This is a genomic window from Streptomyces sp. NPDC126510 (assembly GCF_040302345.1).
Taxonomy (GTDB): domain Bacteria; phylum Actinomycetota; class Actinomycetes; order Streptomycetales; family Streptomycetaceae; genus Streptomyces.
On record NZ_JBEORR010000025.1, the window covers coordinates 26,481 to 43,299 of the forward strand.

The window sequence follows — 16,819 nt, forward strand, 5'->3', positions numbered from 1 at the left end:
CGGCACTGCGGGCAGACTGCCCGGACGCCCGGCCGATCGGGTGAACGGCCGTACGAGGCCGGGCGGAGTACGGTGGGCGGGACCGGTGAGCGAGGCGGTGGTTGCGGTGGATTGGCAGCGGTACGCCGAGCAGATGGCCCGGCTCGCCCGGGACCTGGTCGCGCAGGATTCGGTCCAGGCGACCCTGGACGCGGTCTCGTCGTCGGCGGTGGAGCTGATCGAGGGCTGCGATGCCGCCGGGATCCTCACGGTCTCCAAGGGCCGGGCCGTGACCCTGTCCGTGTGCGGTGACATGGTCGCGGAGTCGGACCGGCTGCAGGGCGAGTTCGGCGAGGGGCCGTGCTTCGACGCCGCGCGCCGGGTGGACGGGGAGCGGCTGTTCCGGATCGCCGACATGACCCGTCCGCAGCCGTCCTGGCCGCGGTACAGCCGGGCGGCCCTCGACCTCGGGATCGGCAGCATGACCGGTGTCCTGCTCTACACCGACGAGGACGACTTCGGTGCGCTGAACCTCTACTCGCGCCGTCCCGGGGCCTTCGGTGAGGACATCGAGGCCGCGGGCTGGCTGCTCGCCTCACATGCCGCGGTGGCGCTCGCCACGGCCCGGACCGTGGACCAGCTGGAGCACGCGCTGGAGACCCGGCACGCCATCGGCGAGGCGATGGGGATCCTGATGGAACGCCATCAGCTGGGCGAGGACGAGGCCTTCGGTGTGCTGCGGCGCATCTCCCAGGACCACAACCTCAAGCTGCGCGATGTGGCCCGCCGGGTCAAGGCCGACTCCCCGGACCCGACGGGCTGATGTCTTCGGCCGGAGCGTCACCCGGTCGGGAGGCGCGCAGCAGGAGCACCGCGATGTCGTCGGTGTGCCGTCCCGTGGGTGTGGTGTGGCGCACCAGCCGGTCGATGAGCCGTTCCAGGTCGTGGCCGTCGGCGGAGTCCAGGTGCCCGGCGAGTTCGGCGGTGGTGCGGGTGACGTCGGTGCCGGGGAGTTCGACCAGGCCGTCGGTGTAGAGGGCGAGGGTCGTGCCGGGGAGCAGGGGCACGGTGGTGACCGGGTAGTCGGTGCCGGTGTCGATGCCCAGGAGCGGGCCGGGCTCGAGGTCGAGGACGCCGGTGGGGTGCCGGGCCTGGCGCAGTAGCGGCGGCACATGTCCCGCGCTGGCGAGGGAGGCCTGGTGGCGGCCCAGGTCGAGGTGGACGTAGAGGCAGGAGACGAGCAGTTCGGAGTCGAGGTCGGCCAGGAGACGGTTGGTACGGACGAGGACCTGGCCGGGTCCGGCACCGGCGGTGGCGTGGGCGTGGATGGCGGTGCGGACCTGGCCCATGAGGGCGGCGGCGGCGACGCTGTGTCCTTCGACGTCGCCGATCACGGCGGCCGCGCTCGTGTCGCTCAGGCGCAGCACGTCGAAGAAGTCCCCGCCGACCTCGGTGCCGTGGCCGGCGGGCAGATAGCGGGCGGCGACGTCGAGGCCGCGCAGGCGGGGCAGGGCCCGGGGCAGGAGGGCGCGCTGCAGTTCGTGCACGAGCCGGTGTTTGGTGTCGTAGAGCCGGGCGCGGTCGAGGGCCTGGGCGATCAGGCCGGACAGCGAGGTGAGGACCGCGCGTTCGTCGGCGGTGAAGGTGTGTGGCCGGCTGTAGGACAGGATGCAGCAGCCGACCGGCCGACCGGAGATGATCAGAGGGAGGAACGCCCAGGCCTGCTTGCCGCTGATCTGGGGTGCGTCCGGGTAGCTGGCGGCCAGCTCGCCGGGGTCGGCGAAGAAGGCGGGAGTACCGCTGGCGAGGACCTGGCCGGCGGGGGTGAGGTCGGTGTCCAGCGACAGGGCGTCGAGCCGCTCCATGACGTCGGCCGGATAACCGTGGTGGCCGGTGATCTTCAGCCGGCCCGCGTCGACGCCGGACAGCACCAGGCCCTGGGCGCCGAAGGCGGGCAGGATCTGGTGGGCGATCAGCGCGACGAGGTCGCGCACGGTCACCGCCTCGGTGAGCGCCGCGGCCAGGTGCACGAGCTGGTAGAGGCGTCCCGTAGGCGCCGCGACGGGCGGCCGCGCAGCGGCGGGCGGCGGGTGCTCGGTCTGCTCCGCGCTCGGCAGGACGCGGACGCTGATGCCGCTGGTGTCGGGGTAGAGCTGGAAGGTCAGCGACTGGTCCGGTGGGCGGAGCGCGGTGAAGGAGACGGGGGCGCGGCTGATGACCGCCGTGCGGTAGTGGTCCTCGACGACGGAGTCGTCGAGCCAGGGCAACGAGTGCCAGGGCCGGGTGCCGAGGAGCCGGTCGGCGCCGCTGCCGAGCAGACGTGCCGCGGTGGCGGTCGCGAAGGTGATGCGGCCCTCCAGATCGAGGCCCAGGGCGCCCTCGGGGAGGCGTTCGAGGTAGTCGGCGGCGGCCAGGCCGGTCTGCACGGGGTGGCGGACGGCGTCGACGGGGACGACGCGCGGCAGGTCGGGCAGGGACGGCGGCCGGGTGGCGTCGTCCAGGAGGCGGGCGATGCGGCGGGCGCTGGAGGTGATGTGCCCGCGTTCGCGTGGTGTGACCCGGCGCGGCCGGCCGGCGGGCCACATCAGCACGAGGCCGCCCCAGGAGCGCCGTACGCCGGTCACCGGGGCGGCGACCAGGGCGAAGGGGTAGGGCAGGACGGCGGCGGCCCGGGGATAACGGCGGGCCATGTCGTCCTGGCCGGCGATGCTGACCAGTACGTCGTCGTGGATCGCGTCGGTGACCGGGACGGGTGCGGTGAGGGGCAGCCGCTGCCAGGGGGCGCTGAAGGCCACCGGAAGACCGCACAGGGCGACCAGGCGCAGCACCGGCTCCGCCTCCTCGATCAGGTAGAGGCCGCCGATCGAGGCGCCGGTACCGCGCACGGTGTCGGCCAGCGCGATCCCCAGGGCCTCGTCCGGCGATCCGGAGCCGCCGGGGTGCTCCTCGCTCCCGGGCATGGTGTCCTCCCGCTTCTATCCCGGACGCTACGCCTGGCGGAGCGTGCGGGCATGTCGTCCGGACGGGTGCCCGGTTTGCGGATGAACGTGCAGGCCTGGGGCATGGCCGTGGGGACGGTCGGCTGCGGTGGACCGGCCGTTTCGCACAGACGGCCGTGGCGGCGGGCGTCTCCTGGCAGAATCGGCAGCCCTGGACGGCATGGGGAGGCCGGCTTGCAGACGCTGACATCGCGGGACCCGCTGGCCGTCGCCGTCACGGAGGCGATCCGGGCCGGAGATCTGCCCGGGCTCCGGAACCTGCTCGCTGACCACCCGGGTCTCGCCACCGTGCGCATCTCGGAGGAGGGCGAGGACGGCGCGGGTACGCGCAGTCTGCTGCACATCGCGACCGACTGGCCGGGGCACTTCCCGCGCGGCCCCGAGGTGGTCGCGGCCCTCGTGGCCGCCGGGGCCGATCCCGGCGCCCGCTTCATCGGTGCGCACGAGGAGACGCCGCTGCACTGGGCGGCCAGCAGCAACGACGTGCCCGTGCTGGACGCGCTCATCGCGGCGGGAGCCGACATCGAGGCGCCCGGCGCGGTGATCGGCGGCGGCAGCCCGCTCGCCGACGCCCGGGGATTCGGCCAGTGGCGCGCCGCCCGCCGGCTGATCGAACACGGCGCCCGCGTCACCTTGCAGGACGCGGCCACGCTCGGGCTGCTCGACCGGGTGCGGGCGTACGTCGAGGCGGATGAACCGCCGTCGGCGGACGAGATCACCAGCGCGTTCTGGGGCGCCTGCCACGGTGGGCGGCTGGCCACCGCGCAGTACCTCCACCAGCACGGCGCCGACCCGCACTGGTGCGGCTACGACGGCATGACCCCGCTCGACATCGCCCGCGCCCAGGACGCCGACGACGTCGTGCGGTGGCTGCGCGACCTGGACGCGAGGAGCACCTCCTAGGTCGTGTCCGCAAAGTCCCGTCGTCCGCCCGGCGGGGCAGGCGGGACTTTGCGGACACGACCTAGCGGCCCGCCCGCCTCACAGGCAGTAGCGCACGAGCCATTCGTCCTGGTTGTACGCGGTGCGCGCCGGGTCCGGCACGCTGGCTGCCCGCTCCTCGACCATGTCCTCCACGCGCACCGGCTCCGGCAGTGCGCCGAAGCGTGCCCGGCGGGCGGCGCTCTCCGCCTCGCTCCCCTGCTGCGACCTCGCCTCGTCCACGGCGATTCCCCTCTCCGGCTGGTCGGTCCGACCGTTCGGCCCTTGCGGGCACTGAGTTGACGTGTGAGAGGGGCCGTTGGTTCCCGTGCCACCCCCGCCGCCGTGGATGTCGCGCCGCCACGGGTACCGAGCTTGTTCGACCCTACGAACTTCCAACCCGCTTGTTTCTCTTGCGCCTTCACAGTGATAGGAAACCTTCCTATCAGTTCTGCACGGCCCGCTCTTCCAACCCCCACTCTGCTTGGAGGCACCGTGAGACACCCCTCTGCCCCGGCCGGCCGCCGCACCGTCCTGGCGCTGTTCGGCGCGGCCCTCGCGACCGCCCCGTTCCTGAAGCCGCCGCGCGCCACGGCCTCCGTGGCCGTGATCGGGCTCGACGACCCGGCGAAGAAGGAGATCGCCATGCAGCTCGTGTCGAGCGCGGAGAACTCCTCGCTCGACTGGAAGGCGCAGTACCAGTACATCGAGGACATCGGCGACGGCCGTGGCTACACCGCCGGCATCATCGGGTTCTGCTCCGGCACCGGCGACATGCTGGACCTCGTCGAGCTCTACACCGCCCGCAAGCCCGGCAACCTCCTCGCGAGGTACCTGCCGGCCCTGCGCGAGGTCGACGGCTCCGACTCGCACGACGGACTCGACCCCGGCTTCCCCGGCGACTGGCGCCGGGCGGCACGGGACGCGGAGTTCCGGCGCGCCCAGGACGACGAGCGCGACCGGGTGTACTTCGGCCCGGCGGTCCGGCAGGGCAAGGCCGACGGACTGCGGGTCCTGGGCCAGTTCGCGTACTACGACGCCATCGTCATGCACGGCGACGGCGGCGACCCCACGAGCTTCCGCAACATCCGCAAGCGGGCCCTGCGGACGGCGAAGCCGCCGGCTCAGGGCGGTGACGAGGTGACGTATCTCAACGCCTTCCTGGACGCGCGGGTGTGGGCCATGAAGCAGGAGGAGGCACACAGCGACACGAGCCGGGTGGACACGGCCCAGCGCGTCTTCCTGCGGCAGCGCAACCTCGATCTGAATCCGCCGCTGGACTGGAAGGTCTACGGCGACAGCTACCACATCGGCTGACGTCACGGGCCGGGCGGGACGGGCCGATTGGTCCATCAAGCACGCGTGGAAGTGGACCCCTTCCCAGGCCGCCCGGCTGCCTAGCGTCACTCCCATGAACACCACGACCACGCGCGGGGCCCTGCTCGCCGCGCTCGCTTGCGTCCTCGTCGGAGGGTCCTTCACGGCCAACAGCGTGCTGGGCGACTACCCGTACGCGGGAGGCCAGTTCCTGCGCTACGGGCTGGCCTGCCTGCTGCTGGTCCCGGCGGCCGGGAAGGGCGCCGCCGACCGGCTCCGGGCCCTGACACCCCGCCAATGGGGCCGTCTGGCCCTGCTCGCGGCAGTCGGCATGGTCGGTTTCAACCTGGCCGTCATCGCCGCCGAGCGGACGGCGGAACCGGCGGTGCCCGGCGTGTTCGTGGGCTGTGCGCCGGTGGCCGTCGCGGTGCTCGTGCCCCTGCTGGACGGGCGCAGGCCGCAACGGGCCGTGCTGTACGGGGCGTTGCTCGTGGCCGTCGGTGCCTTCACCGTCCAGGGCTGGGGACGCACGGACGGCGTGGGCATCGCCTTCTCCGTGTGCGCCCTGGCCGGGGAGGTCGGGTTCGCCGTACTCGCCGTTCCCGTACTGCGGTCGCTCGGTCCGCGCCTGCTGTCCGCCACCGTGTGCGCGGTCGCCGCCGTGGAGTCGGCGGCGGTCGGGCTCCTGGCCGACGGCACCGGCTGGCTGCGGCGTCCGGACGGCGTCGAGACGGCCGCGCTGCTGTGGCAGGCGGTGGTGGTCACCGTGGTCGGCTTCGTGTGCTGGTACATCGGCATGCAGCGGATCGGCGCGGAACGCGCCACCTTGTTCTCCGGCCTCATCCCGGTGGCGGCGGCCTGCACGGCACCGCTCGTCGGCACGGGTTCCTACGGACTCGCGCAGGCGGCGGGCAGCGCGCTGGTGGGACTCGGCGTGGCTCTCGGCTCGGGAGCGCTGAGGGGCGTACGGCGCGACCGCCGTACGCGGAGGCGGGCCTTTCGGGGGAACGCGCGCCCGGAGTCCCGCGCACTCCGCGTGCCTGAAATGCCGGAGTGATCCCGGGCGCATCTAATGGACGGCACTGCCCTCCCGGCCGACACAGGAGACGAGTTCATGCCGCACAGCCGCACCGCCGACGGGGACCGGGAGGCCGCGCGCGGAGGTGTGCTGCGGCGGCTGGGCGAGTGGTGCGCACGCCACTTCGTGATCGTCATCATCGCCTGGCTGGTGGCGCTGGTGGCGCTGCAGGTCGTCAGCCGGGCTTTCGGCGGGGAGTACTCCGACAACTTCTCCCTGCCCCAGGCGCAGTCCCAGAAGGGCCTGGACGTGCTGAAGGCGCACGATCCGCAGGCCGGCGGCTACAGCAGCCAGATCGTGTTGCACGACGACCAGCAGGACCTGACCGCCCTGAGTTCGCAGATCTCCACCACGGTCGCCGACCTGGAGAAGCTGCCGCACGTCCTGTCGGCCCAGAACCCGCTGTCCGCGCAGGGGTCCACCTCGGGGCAGTCGCAGCAGCAGAACGTCGGGCCGCTGTCCGACGACAAGAAGACGGCGTACATCACCGTCCGTTTCAACGTACAGCCCTCGACACTCGGCGACGACTACCTGAACGGGGTCGACAGTGCCGTGCAGCCGCTGCGGTCGGCCGGTGCCGAGGTCGAGTACGGCGGGCCGCTCGGTGAGCTCGCCCGGCCGAACGCCGACGACCGGGTGAGCGAGCTGATCGGTTTCGGTGTCGCCATCATCGTGCTGCTGATCGGGTTCGGCAGTGTCATCGCCGCCGTCGTCCCGCTGCTCACCGCGCTGATCAGCGTCGTCGGCGGTCTGGCGATCCTCGGGCTGCTGGCCGCCGCGTTCACCTTCGCGACGGTCTCCCCCACCCTGGCCACGATGATCGGACTCGGGGTCGGCATCGACTACGCCCTTTTCATGATCACCCGGCACCGGCAGAACCTCATCGACGGGGCAGACCCGGTGCGAGCCGCCGGGCAGGCCGCGGCCACCAGCGGCCACGCCGTCCTCGTCTCCGGCTGCACGGTGATCATCGCGCTCGCCGGCCTGTCCGCCTCCGGCGTCGGCTTCATCGGTCTGCTCGGGCTCGCCGCCGCGGTCACCGTCGTCTCGGCCGTCATCGGCGCGCTCACGCTGGTCCCGGCCCTGCTCGGGCTCATCGGCCGGCACATCGACCGCTACCACGTACGCCGTCCCGTCGCCGAGACCGACGCCGAGGCGGGCGACACGCCCCAGGGCACCTGGCACCGGTACGCGCAGCGGGTGGAGCGCAGGCCGCTGCGGTTCCTGTCGGCGGGCGTGGCCGTGGTCGTGGTGCTCGCGATCCCCGTGTTCTCCATCCAGCTCGGCCACATCGGCGACGGCGCCGATCCGACGTCCTTCACCGACCGGCGGGCCTTCGACCTGATGACCGACGCGTTCGGGCCCGGGTCCAACGGCCCGCTCACCGTCGTCATCGACCAGACGAACGTGCCCTCGTCGCAGCGTTCCGCTCTGGCCTCGAAGGCACAGAAGAGGCTCGACTCGGTGCAAGGGGCCGCCGCCGTCACGCCCCTGACGCCCACGCAGGACGGCGACGTCCTGATCGGCACCGTCTACTCGACCAAGTCGCCGCAGAACGCCACGACCACGGACCTGACCAACCGCCTGGTCGACCAGACACTGCCGGACGCGGTCGAGGGCACGGATGCCAAGGGCTATGTCACCGGCACGACGGCCGCCCAGGTCGACTTCCGTGACATCGTCGCTTCCCGGCTGGTCATCATCATCCTCGTCGTGGTCGGCCTGGCGTTCCTGATCATCCTGGCCGTGTTCCGGGGGCTGCTCGTCGCCGTCAAGGCGGCCGTCCTGAACGTGCTGTCGATCGCCGCGTCGTACGGCGTGGTCGTCGCGGTGTTCCAGTGGGGCTGGGGCGGGCCCGCGCTCGGTGTGCACGGCAAGGTGCCCATCGAGAGCTACGTGCCGATGATGATGTTCGCCATCATCTTCGGCCTCAGCATGGACTACGAGATCTTCCTGCTGTCCCGCGTCCACGAGGCGTGGCTGCGCACCGGGGACGCGAAGGGCTCCGTGGCGCACGCCCTGGAGATCACGGCCCGGGTGATCACCTGTGCCGCGCTCATCATGGTGAGCGTGTTCGCGGCGTTCATCGTCAGCGACAACATCGTCGTCAAGATGCTCGGACTGGGTCTGGCCGTCAGTGTCCTCATCGACGCGACCGTCGTACGCCTGCTCATGGTGCCGGCGGTGATGACGCTGCTCGGACGGCACGCCTGGTGGATGCCACGGTGGCTGGACCGGGTGGTGCCGCACATCGACGCCGAGGGGGCGAAGACCGGGGCGCGTCCGGCGGCTCACTGAAGCGCGACTCCCACCTCCGCCTCAACTCGCTTATGACACCGGCCGCCTGTGACGGCCGGACACCTCACCCCGAACCTCTGTGCCCGAAAAATCCACTTTTGCCGTTTTGTCCTGGCGGGTGTGGTTAATCGAGGAGGGTGCGTGCGGGACGGCAGCCGGAGCATGAGGAGTCGGCGGCGAGCCCTCGCACTCGGCCGGACGCGCCGAAACGCGGTGATCGTGCGTATGCCATCGCCGCGGACGGTGACGGCATACGCCTTCGCCGCGGACGGTCCGGATCGCGACGAGAGCGAATCCACGGGCGATGCCTGAGGGAGAAGACCCATGAGCGAGATGGCGAACGAGAGCACCAGTCGTGCTCAGCAGGCCGGGCAGACGGCGAAACAGGAGGCGTCGGCCACCGTCGGTCAGGCCAGAAAAGGGGCGAGTCAGGTCGCCGGCACCGCCGGCGACCAGGTCAGAGCCGTCACCGGTGAGGCCAGGGCGCAGGCCGGTGCGATGGCCGGTGACCTGCGGACGCGGGTCACCGAGGAGGCCGAGAGCCAGACGCGACGAGGAGCGCAGGTGATGCGGCAGTGGGCGGACGACCTGTCCGGTCTCGCGGACAGCGCTGACGCGGACTCGCCCGCCAGGAGCCTCGTGACACAGGCGGCCGACCGCGGTCACCGGGCAGCCGACTACCTGGACACACGGGGCGCAGGCGGTTTGGTCGACGACCTGCAGGACTTCGCCCGCCGACGCCCCGGCGCGTTCCTCGGCGGAGCGGTCGTGGCGGGGTTCGCCGTCGGACGGCTCGCCAAGGCCGGCAGCAAGGCCAACGGTTCCGGCTCGGGCCGGCCGGAGCGCACCGCCGGCGCTCCGAACCTGCCCGGGGACGCGGCGCCGGAGCTCAGGGAGGCATGAGATGTCGTCGCTCACGCCCCTCGCCCCGCGTCGGCACGCTCCGAAGCACCGCGGCGAGGAGGACAGCTCGATGGGGGAACTGCTGTCGACGGTGACCTCGGACGTGCAGCAACTGCTGCGCCAAGAAGCGGAACTGGCCAAGGCCGAGATCCGGGAGGAGGCCACCAAGGCGGGCAAGGCTGCCGGGATGTTCGGCGGAGCCGGTTTCGCCGGTTACATGGTGGCCGTCTTCCTGTCGCTGGCGGCGACGTTCGCCCTGGCCAACGTCATGGACATGGGATGGGCCGCGCTGATCGTCACCGGAGTGTGGGCGGTGATCGGCCTGATCCTCTACCGCCGGGGCCGCGCGCACATGCGCACCGTCTCGCCGAAGCCGGAGCAGACCATGCAGACACTGAAGGAGGACATGCAATGGGCACGGCACCCGACCGGATAAGGGCCGACATCGAAACCACGCGGGAGAGACTGTCCGAGGACGTCTCCCGGCTGGCCGACCGCGCCCGCCCCCGCCGGATGGTACGGCGTCGCACCCGGCGCGTCCGCGGCGCGCTGCACGGGGTCAGGGAACGGGTGATGGGCAGCGCCTCGGAAGTCACCGGGCAGACCGCCGACCGCACCCAGCAGGCCACCCGGTCGGTGCAGGAATCCACCGGGCAGGCCGCGGATACCGCGCGGCAGGCCGCCGGAAAGGTCGCCGGCGCCGCTCGTCAGACCGCCGGGCAGGCCGGTGAGGCGGTACGGGAGGCCCCTGAACAGGCGATGCGGCAGACGCAGGGCAACCCGCTCGCGGCCGGCCTGATCGCCTTCGGCGCGGGACTGCTGACCGCCTCGCTGCTGCCCACCTCGCAGGCCGAGGAGCAGGCGGCGGAGCGGGCCGGAGAGGCCGTCGAGCCCGTGAAGCAGGCCGCCTTGGAGTCCGCTCAGCAACTGAAGGAGGACGCCACCCGGGCCGGGCGCGAGGCCGCCCAGGAGGTCAAGGACACCGCCTCCGAAGCCGCCCGCGTCACCAAGGAACAGGCCGGAGAACAAGCCGGGCACGTCACCGACCAGGCCCGCCGCTCCGCACAGACCACGGCCGAGGAGACCCGTGGGCGCAACGGCAGCCCCGGATCGTAGGCGCCTGCCCGCCCGACCGGCCAACCGCATTCAAACAGCAGACAGCAGCACAGCCCGCCCCGACGGCGGGGACCTATCAATATCAACAATGCAGGAGATACCGGAATGATCACCCGAGAGCAGATCGACACCGTGCTGGACCACCCCGTGCTCGATGCCAGGGGCGACAAGATCGGCGACGCCAGGCACGTCTTCTTCGACGACGTCACCGGCGAGCCGGAGTGGGTCAGCGTACGGACGGGACTGTTCGGAACCAGCGAGTCCTTCGTACCCATCCACGATGCGGCCCTCGTCGAGGACCACCTCGAGGTGCCGTACGCCAAGAACCAGGTCAAGGACGCTCCCAACGTCGACATAGACGCCGGCGGGCACCTGTCCGAACAGGAGGAGCAGCGCCTGTACCAGCACTACGGCATCGACTGGGACGCCGCCTGGCAGGACGCACAGGCCGGCACCGGCCAAGGGATCGGCACCACCGGCACCGCCGGGACCGCCGGCACCGCCGGCACCGCCGACGACGCGATGACGCGGTCCGAGGAGGAAATGCACGTCGGTGTCGAACGCCACGAGGCCGGCCGGGCGCGGCTGCGCAAGTACGTCGTCACCGAAGAGCAGCAGTACACCGTCCCCGTACGTCACGAAGAGGTCCGCGTCGAGCGCGAGCCGATCACCGACACCAACCGGGACAGGGCGATGACCGGCCCGGACATCACCGAGGCGGAGCACGACGTCACGCTCTACGAGGAACAGCCCGTGGTGGAGACCAGGGCCGTGCCGAAGGAGCGGGTCCGCCTGACCACCGAAGAGGTCACGGAGGAGGAGACCGTCACCGGCGAGGTCCGCAAGGAACGCATCGAAACCGAGGGGACCGACGAGCACGGGGACCGGCGGCGCCGCCCCTGATCTCCGCCGGGCGCCCGGGGTGGGAGGGCCGAGACCCTCCCACCCCACACCGTTGCGTCTCGTCGAGCAGCATGCCCATCAGGGAGACGTAGATGATGCCACGCGCGGCGGAGAAGTAGCCGCCGTAGACGCCGGCCAGAGTCAGCCCCGTGAACAACAGGGGCCCGCAGGGACTCGGCCCGAGACGCGCGACGGCGACGGGATCCGGTGGGGTCCCGCCGCCGTTCACGGCTCACGTCCGGGGGTGGCTCCTAATCGCGCCGCACCCGGCGCAGGACGACAAAGCCCGCTATGACCAGCACTGCGCCCGCCGCGGCCGGCCAGAGCTGGGCTCCGGTGTCGGCCAGGCCGCCCTCGCCGACCGCCTGGGGCTCGGTGCGGGAGGGGCCCGACGGGGTCGGGGCGGCACTGGTCGCCGTGCCGACGGCCTGGGACTCGCCGAGGCCGTCCGCGTCCTCCTCGTCGTCGTCCTTCGCAGCGCCGCCCTGCCCGGCGGCCTTGCCGCCGTCCGCCGAGTCGGTGGCCTTCACCTCGGGCTGTGCCTTGCCGGGAGCGGTGGACGCGTCGCCGGGCTCCGGTTCGGGGGCCGGCCTGTCCGCCGGGGGCTTCGGGGCCTCACCCTTGCCGTCGTCACCGCCGTCGCCCTTGTCGCCGGGCTTCCCGCCGCCGTTGCCGTCCTGCGGGGCCGCGGGGGTCTTCGTCGGCTCGTCCTGCGGGGCTTCCGGCGCCTTGGTCGGCTCCTCCTGCGGAGCCTCGGGGGTCTTCGTCGGCTCCTCCTGCGGGGCCTCCGGCGTCTTGGTCGGCTCCTCCTCGGGCTCCTCGCCCGGTGCCGGGTCCTGCCCGCCGCCCGCCCCGGCTCCACACTTGCGGCCGTCGTTGATGCAGTCGACCATCTCCCCCATCAGATCCTCGTCGAAGATGTTGATGAAGTCGCCGTGGTCGGTGACCGGCTTGTGCAGCTGCTCCGGGAAGGAGTCGACCGCGAACAGCGGTGACGTACGGCCGCCGTCCTGCAGGCTCGGCGCGTCGATGTCGTAGACGATGCGCTGGACGAGCTGCGGGATGGGGCGGAAGCCGGACGGGCAGTTGCCGGAGGCGTCCGCGAACGCCACGTGGGTACGGTGGTTGGCGCTGTCGATGTTGCGGCCGTCCCAGCAGCTCTGGAACTTGAAGGTCCGTACGACGTCGCTGCCCTGCGGGCACAGCGGGTATTTGTCCTTCAGCTGCCGGTCCTCGAAGCCGGTGCAGCTCCAGGAGGCGTTGGCGTTGGCCGGGCCGTTGACGAACGACTTGGCGTCACCGGTGATGATGCGCAGCAGCCGCGGCATGGCCGTGACCTTCTCGCGGGGGTTGCCGACGAACGTCAGTGTGACCTGCTTCGGCGTCACGATCTCGCCCGCGTTGCCCTCGATGCCGCCGCCGGGCTTGCCGGCGTCCTGCTCCTGGGCTCCGTTCTGCAGACGCACGACGGGCCAGTAGTAGGACGACTTGTCGCCCTGGTCGTCGCAACTGGTTCCGGCCTTCGCCAGGTCCTGGTCGCTGGCGAAGGCGTTGTTGCCCTGATTGCCGACGTAGTCGTGGAAGTGATGGGCGCCGTTGGTGACACCCGGCGCGGCGATGATGTTGTCGGAGTTGAACAGCCCGTTCTCGTTCACGCCGCAGCTGGTGGCGAAGGAGCCGCGGGATGCGCCGCTCTCCTCGCGGGGATTGTTCACGTTGGGCTGGACGCTCTTGATGTCCGCGAAGTCGGCGGCGACGGGGCCGTTGCCCGCCTGTCCGCCATTGGCGCCCTGGCCCTGGCCGTTCTGCTGCCCCTCGCCTGCCTGGCTCTGCTCCTGGCCGGGCTGCGGGCTTGCGCCGGCGTCCTGGCCTTCGCCCTGGGCGGGAGCCTGGTTGCCGTCCTGGAGGGTGCAGGCGGCGAGGGCGTCGAGTCCCTCGGGGCGGTCTCCCACGCGGTCGATGGCGATGGCGATGCGCTCGAGGGTCGCGGCCCGCTTCTCCTTGAGCGGGTTCACGACCGCGCTGTCGGCGAAGCCGGGGTCCTGCTGCACCTGCTGGGCCGATTCGCTCAGCCGCTGGTAGGCCTTGGCGATCTGCTCGTCCAGGAGGGCGAGTTCCTTGTCGACCTCCCCCCGCGCCTGCTCGGGGACGGAGGTCAGCTTGCTGCCGACGTCCGGGCAGTCGATCGTGGCGCCCGCGGTCCGGACCCCCGTGCCGGACCGTGTCTGGGCGGAGTCACCGCCCGAACCACCGTCCGTGGCGGAGGCGTAGACGTTCGCGGCCATCAGGCCGCCTCCGCCGAGGATCAGTGCGAATGCGGCGAAGGTCGCGCGTCGTGGGCCTGTAGGGCGTCTTCGCGTGTTGCGTCCCAAGGGTGCTCTCCTGCGCTTGTGGCGTGCCGGGCATGAAAATCCCCTCGCCCCATACGTACGGGAGCGCCGCTGCGTTCACTCGCCTCGAAAACTTTCGGAGGATTCTCATGAAGCCCCAACCCGCCAGGGCCCCGCCGGACGCGCCGTCCGGCGGGGAGGCGCAGGTCAGCGGAAGTTCACGTCACTGCACAGGAAGTAGGTCTGGTCCATGTGCGAGGCCTGCCAGATCGTGTAGACGATGTGGCGGCCGCTCCGTCCCGAAGTGCTCACGGGAATCTCGTAGTTCTGGCTGGGCGCGTACCTGCCGGTGCGCTTGACGAGCTGGAGGTCGTTCCAGGTCAGCGGCCGGGTGGTGGGGTCGAAGCCCTGCCGCGTGACGTACACCAGGAAGTAGTCGGCGCCGTGACTGGCCTGGTCGTACAGCTTCACCGTGAAGTTGCCGGTGATGTCCGTCGTCTTCCAGGCGCCGACCGTGTCCAGGGAGTTGTACCGGCCGCCCTCGGTCCGGCCACCGCTGCACAGCTGGCCGTTGGGGACGACGGCCTGGAAGTTCCCCCCGGAGCCGTTGCGGTACAGGCCGTTCCAGTTCCACATGGCGTTGGCGTCGGCCCGCCACGCCTGCCAGCACATGGGGTCCTGCTGGGCCATGGCGGGGTTCAGATGGTCGTTGCCCCAGCGCTGCCAGCAGCCGTAGTTGCGGGAGGCCGGGTCGACGACCGAGCCGTGGGCGACGGCGGTGCCGCTCCAGGGAATGAGGCTGAGCAGCGCGGCGACCAGCACGCTCAGGGCGAGCGTCAGGCGGGACCTGAACCTGTGGGGCTGAAAGTCATGCGCATGACAATCCATGATTGCCTCTTTCAGGTGTGGGGGTGTCGTGCGTTCCGTCGTACTTTCGATCATGTTTCGATGTGGGAGCGCTCCCACTCTGCACAGGGTGCGCCCGCTGGTCACGGGTCCGCAATGCGCGTTTGCGCCACTTCCGCATCGGTCAGAGCCGGTCCAGGTCCTTTGTGGTGCGCCCGAGGAAGGTCGCCTCGCCCGGCTCGGGGACGTCGAGCTCCTCGAAGCCCATGCGGTCGTAGAAGGCCCTGGCCCGGGTGTTGGCCGTCGACATCGCCAGATGGACGGCAGGGACCCCCGCGTCCTGGAGCGCTCGCAGGAAGGTCCGCATCAGGCGACGTCCGTACCCGCGGCCCTGCCATGCGGGCAACAGGTCGATGTGCAGATGAGCGGGGTGGTCGGCCAGCTCGGGCAGCACCATCCGCTCAGGGTGGTGCAGCATGCCCGCCAATGCCTCGTCCGGGGTGCGCGCGGGGCTGGGCGGTTCCGGGTACCGGTCGGCCACCAGGGGCAGCCACTTGACCCGGAAGGCTTCGGCGAAACGCGGGGTGTCGGCCGTACCGAGGATGTAGCCGACCGCCTCTCCCCGCCCGTCGTCCAGTACGAAGGCCAGTTCCGGCTCCAGATGGACGTAGGGTTCCGCGAAGGTCGCCGGGAAGAGGCCCGGGTCCTCGTAGTGAGGGCGGCTGTCCTCGCCATGGTGGGCGGTGCGGACACAGATGTCGTCCAGGGCCGGACGGTCCTCGGGGCGGTAGGGGCGGACGGCGGGTGAGGTGGTCATGGCGGCATGGTGCCCGTGGGAGCGCTTTCTCAACTCGATACGCGGATCGGTCTTGCAGGTGCGCGGCTTAAGGGTTCGGCCTGGGGTTACCCGTCTCACATGGTGAAGCTGCATATTCCGGGACGAAAAGAACACACCGAATCCGAGGCCCCGCCTCCTGAGAGCCCGCCCCCAGGGGCCCGGGAGACCTCCGAGGCGGACCGCCCGGAGGCCCCGTCGGCGGATCGGCAGGACGCTCGTGACGCGGACCGCCGGGACGATCCCGCCGCCGTGGAGCGCCGGGAAGACGCCGCCACCGCTTTCGGGGAACCCGGACCGGACCCCGAGGTGGAGCGTGTGGCGCCGGACTCTCCGACCGACATGCCCCGGAAGTCGTGGGTCGCGGTGCTCAAGGGCAGTGTGCGGGAGTTCAAGGACGACGAGCTCACCGATCGCGCCGCCGCGCTGACGTACTACGGGGTGCTGGCGCTGTTCCCCGCGCTGCTGGTGCTGGTGTCGATGCTGGGCCTCACCGGCCGTTCGACCACGGACAAGGTGACCGAGAACGTCCGCGAGCTCGTCCCCGGCTCGGCGGGCGACATCATCACCCGGGCCGTCGACCAGTTGCAGGGCAACGCCGGCATCGGCTCGCTGATGGCGGTCGTCGGTCTGATCCTGGCGGTGTGGTCGGCGTCCGGGTACGTGGGGGCGTTCATCCGCTCCGCCAACGCCGTGTACGACATGCCCGAGGGCCGGCCGGTGTGGAAGCTGCTGCCGATGCGGGTGGGCGTGACGGTCTTGCTGCTGGTGATGGCCGTCGTCAGCGCGCTGATCGTGGTGTTCTCGGGCGGGCTGGCGCAGCAGGCCGGAGACGCCCTGGGCATCGGCGACACCGCGTTGACGGTGTGGTCGATCGCCAAGTGGCCCGTCCTGGTCCTGCTGGTCGTGAGCATGATCGCGATCCTGTACTGGGCGGCACCGAACGCCAAGGTGAAGGGGTTCCGCTGGATCACTCCGGGCAGTTTCCTGGCCTTGCTGATCTGGATGGTCGCCTCCGCCGGCTTCGCGGTCTACGTGGCCAACTTCGCCTCGTACAACAAGACCTACGGCACGATGGCCGGTGTCATCGTCTTCCTCGTCTGGCTGTGGATCACCAACCTGGCGATCCTGCTGGGTCTGGAGTTCGACGCGGAGACGGTTCGCCAGCGGGCCATCGCCGGTGGTCATCCGCCGGAGGCCGAGCCGTACACCCAGCCGCGGGACACCCGGGCGTGGGACGAGCAGGACCGGCGCCGGCTGGAAGAGACCGAAGAGACCTGACGGCCCGGGCGGT

Annotated in this window: 15 protein-coding genes and 1 pseudogene; 10 read left to right on the plus strand and 6 right to left on the minus strand. The window is 71.4% G+C overall.

Features of this window, described 5'->3' with window-relative positions; translation table 11 throughout:
* Positions 1-133 precede the first annotated feature (133 nt).
* Positions 134-802: a GAF and ANTAR domain-containing protein gene (locus tag ABTX60_RS30230; protein WP_352100280.1), complete on the plus strand. Its 669-nt coding sequence runs from the start codon at positions 134-136 to the stop codon at positions 800-802.
* Here the strand turns inward: ABTX60_RS30230 and ABTX60_RS30235 are convergent.
* Positions 771-2,939 carry a SpoIIE family protein phosphatase gene (locus tag ABTX60_RS30235; RefSeq protein ID WP_352100183.1) on the minus strand — a complete coding sequence of 723 codons (2,169 nt, stop codon included), beginning with the start codon at positions 2,937-2,939 and terminating at the stop codon, positions 771-773. The genes ABTX60_RS30230 and ABTX60_RS30235 overlap by 32 nt on opposite strands.
* A 213-nt stretch (positions 2,940-3,152) precedes the next feature.
* Here ABTX60_RS30235 and ABTX60_RS30240 point away from each other — a divergent pair, with 213 nt between their 5' ends.
* Positions 3,153-3,881, plus strand: a complete 729-nt coding sequence (locus tag ABTX60_RS30240; RefSeq protein WP_352100184.1) for an ankyrin repeat domain-containing protein — start codon at positions 3,153-3,155, stop codon at positions 3,879-3,881.
* 78 nt (positions 3,882-3,959) lie between these two features.
* Here ABTX60_RS30240 and ABTX60_RS30245 read toward each other — a convergent pair whose 3' ends face one another.
* On the minus strand, positions 3,960-4,142 hold the full coding sequence (locus ABTX60_RS30245) for a hypothetical protein (protein WP_352100185.1): 183 nt from the start codon (positions 4,140-4,142) through the stop codon (positions 3,960-3,962).
* 252 nt (positions 4,143-4,394) lie between these two features.
* On the opposite strand from ABTX60_RS30245, the gene ABTX60_RS30250 reads away from it, so the two are divergent.
* The 7 genes from ABTX60_RS30250 to ABTX60_RS30280 all read left to right on the plus strand — a co-directional run bounded on the left by ABTX60_RS30250 (position 4,395) and on the right by ABTX60_RS30280 (position 11,514).
* Positions 4,395-5,216 (plus strand): chitosanase, encoded by an 822-nt coding sequence (locus tag ABTX60_RS30250; protein ID WP_352100186.1) that lies wholly within the window; start codon positions 4,395-4,397, stop codon positions 5,214-5,216.
* A gap of 94 nt (positions 5,217-5,310) precedes the next feature.
* Entirely contained in the window at positions 5,311-6,273 is a 963-nt protein-coding gene (locus ABTX60_RS30255; protein WP_352100187.1) for a DMT family transporter, read from the plus strand.
* Between the two features lie 57 nt (positions 6,274-6,330).
* Positions 6,331-8,592, plus strand: a complete 2,262-nt coding sequence (locus ABTX60_RS30260) for an MMPL family transporter (RefSeq protein WP_352100188.1) — start codon at positions 6,331-6,333, stop codon at positions 8,590-8,592.
* A 324-nt stretch (positions 8,593-8,916) separates the two neighbouring features.
* Positions 8,917-9,495 carry a hypothetical protein gene (locus ABTX60_RS30265; protein ID WP_352100189.1) on the plus strand — a complete coding sequence of 193 codons (579 nt, stop codon included), beginning with the start codon at positions 8,917-8,919 and terminating at the stop codon, positions 9,493-9,495.
* Between the two features lies 1 nt (position 9,496).
* Positions 9,497-9,931: a phage holin family protein gene (locus ABTX60_RS30270; RefSeq protein WP_352100190.1), complete on the plus strand. Its 435-nt coding sequence runs from the start codon at positions 9,497-9,499 to the stop codon at positions 9,929-9,931.
* Entirely contained in the window at positions 9,907-10,611 is a 705-nt protein-coding gene (locus tag ABTX60_RS30275; RefSeq protein WP_352100191.1) for a DUF3618 domain-containing protein, read from the plus strand. Before ABTX60_RS30270 ends, ABTX60_RS30275 begins: the two co-directional genes overlap by 25 nt.
* 105 nt (positions 10,612-10,716) lie before the next feature.
* Positions 10,717-11,514, plus strand: coding sequence for a YsnF/AvaK domain-containing protein (locus ABTX60_RS30280; protein WP_352100192.1), 798 nt, complete (start codon positions 10,717-10,719; stop codon positions 11,512-11,514).
* A gap of 55 nt (positions 11,515-11,569) precedes the next feature.
* Here ABTX60_RS30280 and ABTX60_RS30285 read toward each other — a convergent pair.
* The 4 genes and pseudogenes from ABTX60_RS30285 to ABTX60_RS30300 all read right to left on the minus strand — a co-directional run.
* Positions 11,570-11,680: pseudogene (locus tag ABTX60_RS30285) on the minus strand (sulfite exporter TauE/SafE family protein); the annotation flags it as partial.
* An 85-nt stretch (positions 11,681-11,765) separates the two neighbouring features.
* Positions 11,766-13,799: a DUF1996 domain-containing protein gene (locus ABTX60_RS30290; RefSeq protein WP_352100193.1), complete on the minus strand. Its 2,034-nt coding sequence runs from the start codon at positions 13,797-13,799 to the stop codon at positions 11,766-11,768.
* A 252-nt stretch (positions 13,800-14,051) separates the two neighbouring features.
* Positions 14,052-14,732 carry a lytic polysaccharide monooxygenase auxiliary activity family 9 protein gene (locus ABTX60_RS30295; RefSeq protein ID WP_352100194.1) on the minus strand — a complete coding sequence of 227 codons (681 nt, stop codon included), beginning with the start codon at positions 14,730-14,732 and terminating at the stop codon, positions 14,052-14,054.
* Positions 14,733-14,874: 142 nt separating this feature from the next.
* Positions 14,875-15,507 (minus strand): GNAT family N-acetyltransferase, encoded by a 633-nt coding sequence (locus ABTX60_RS30300; RefSeq protein WP_352100195.1) that lies wholly within the window; start codon positions 15,505-15,507, stop codon positions 14,875-14,877.
* Between the two features lie 102 nt (positions 15,508-15,609).
* Between ABTX60_RS30300 and ABTX60_RS30305 the strand changes: the two genes are divergently transcribed.
* Positions 15,610-16,806 carry a YihY/virulence factor BrkB family protein gene (locus ABTX60_RS30305; protein WP_502992431.1) on the plus strand — a complete coding sequence of 399 codons (1,197 nt, stop codon included), beginning with the start codon at positions 15,610-15,612 and terminating at the stop codon, positions 16,804-16,806.
* The last annotated feature ends 13 nt before the right edge of the window (positions 16,807-16,819 follow it).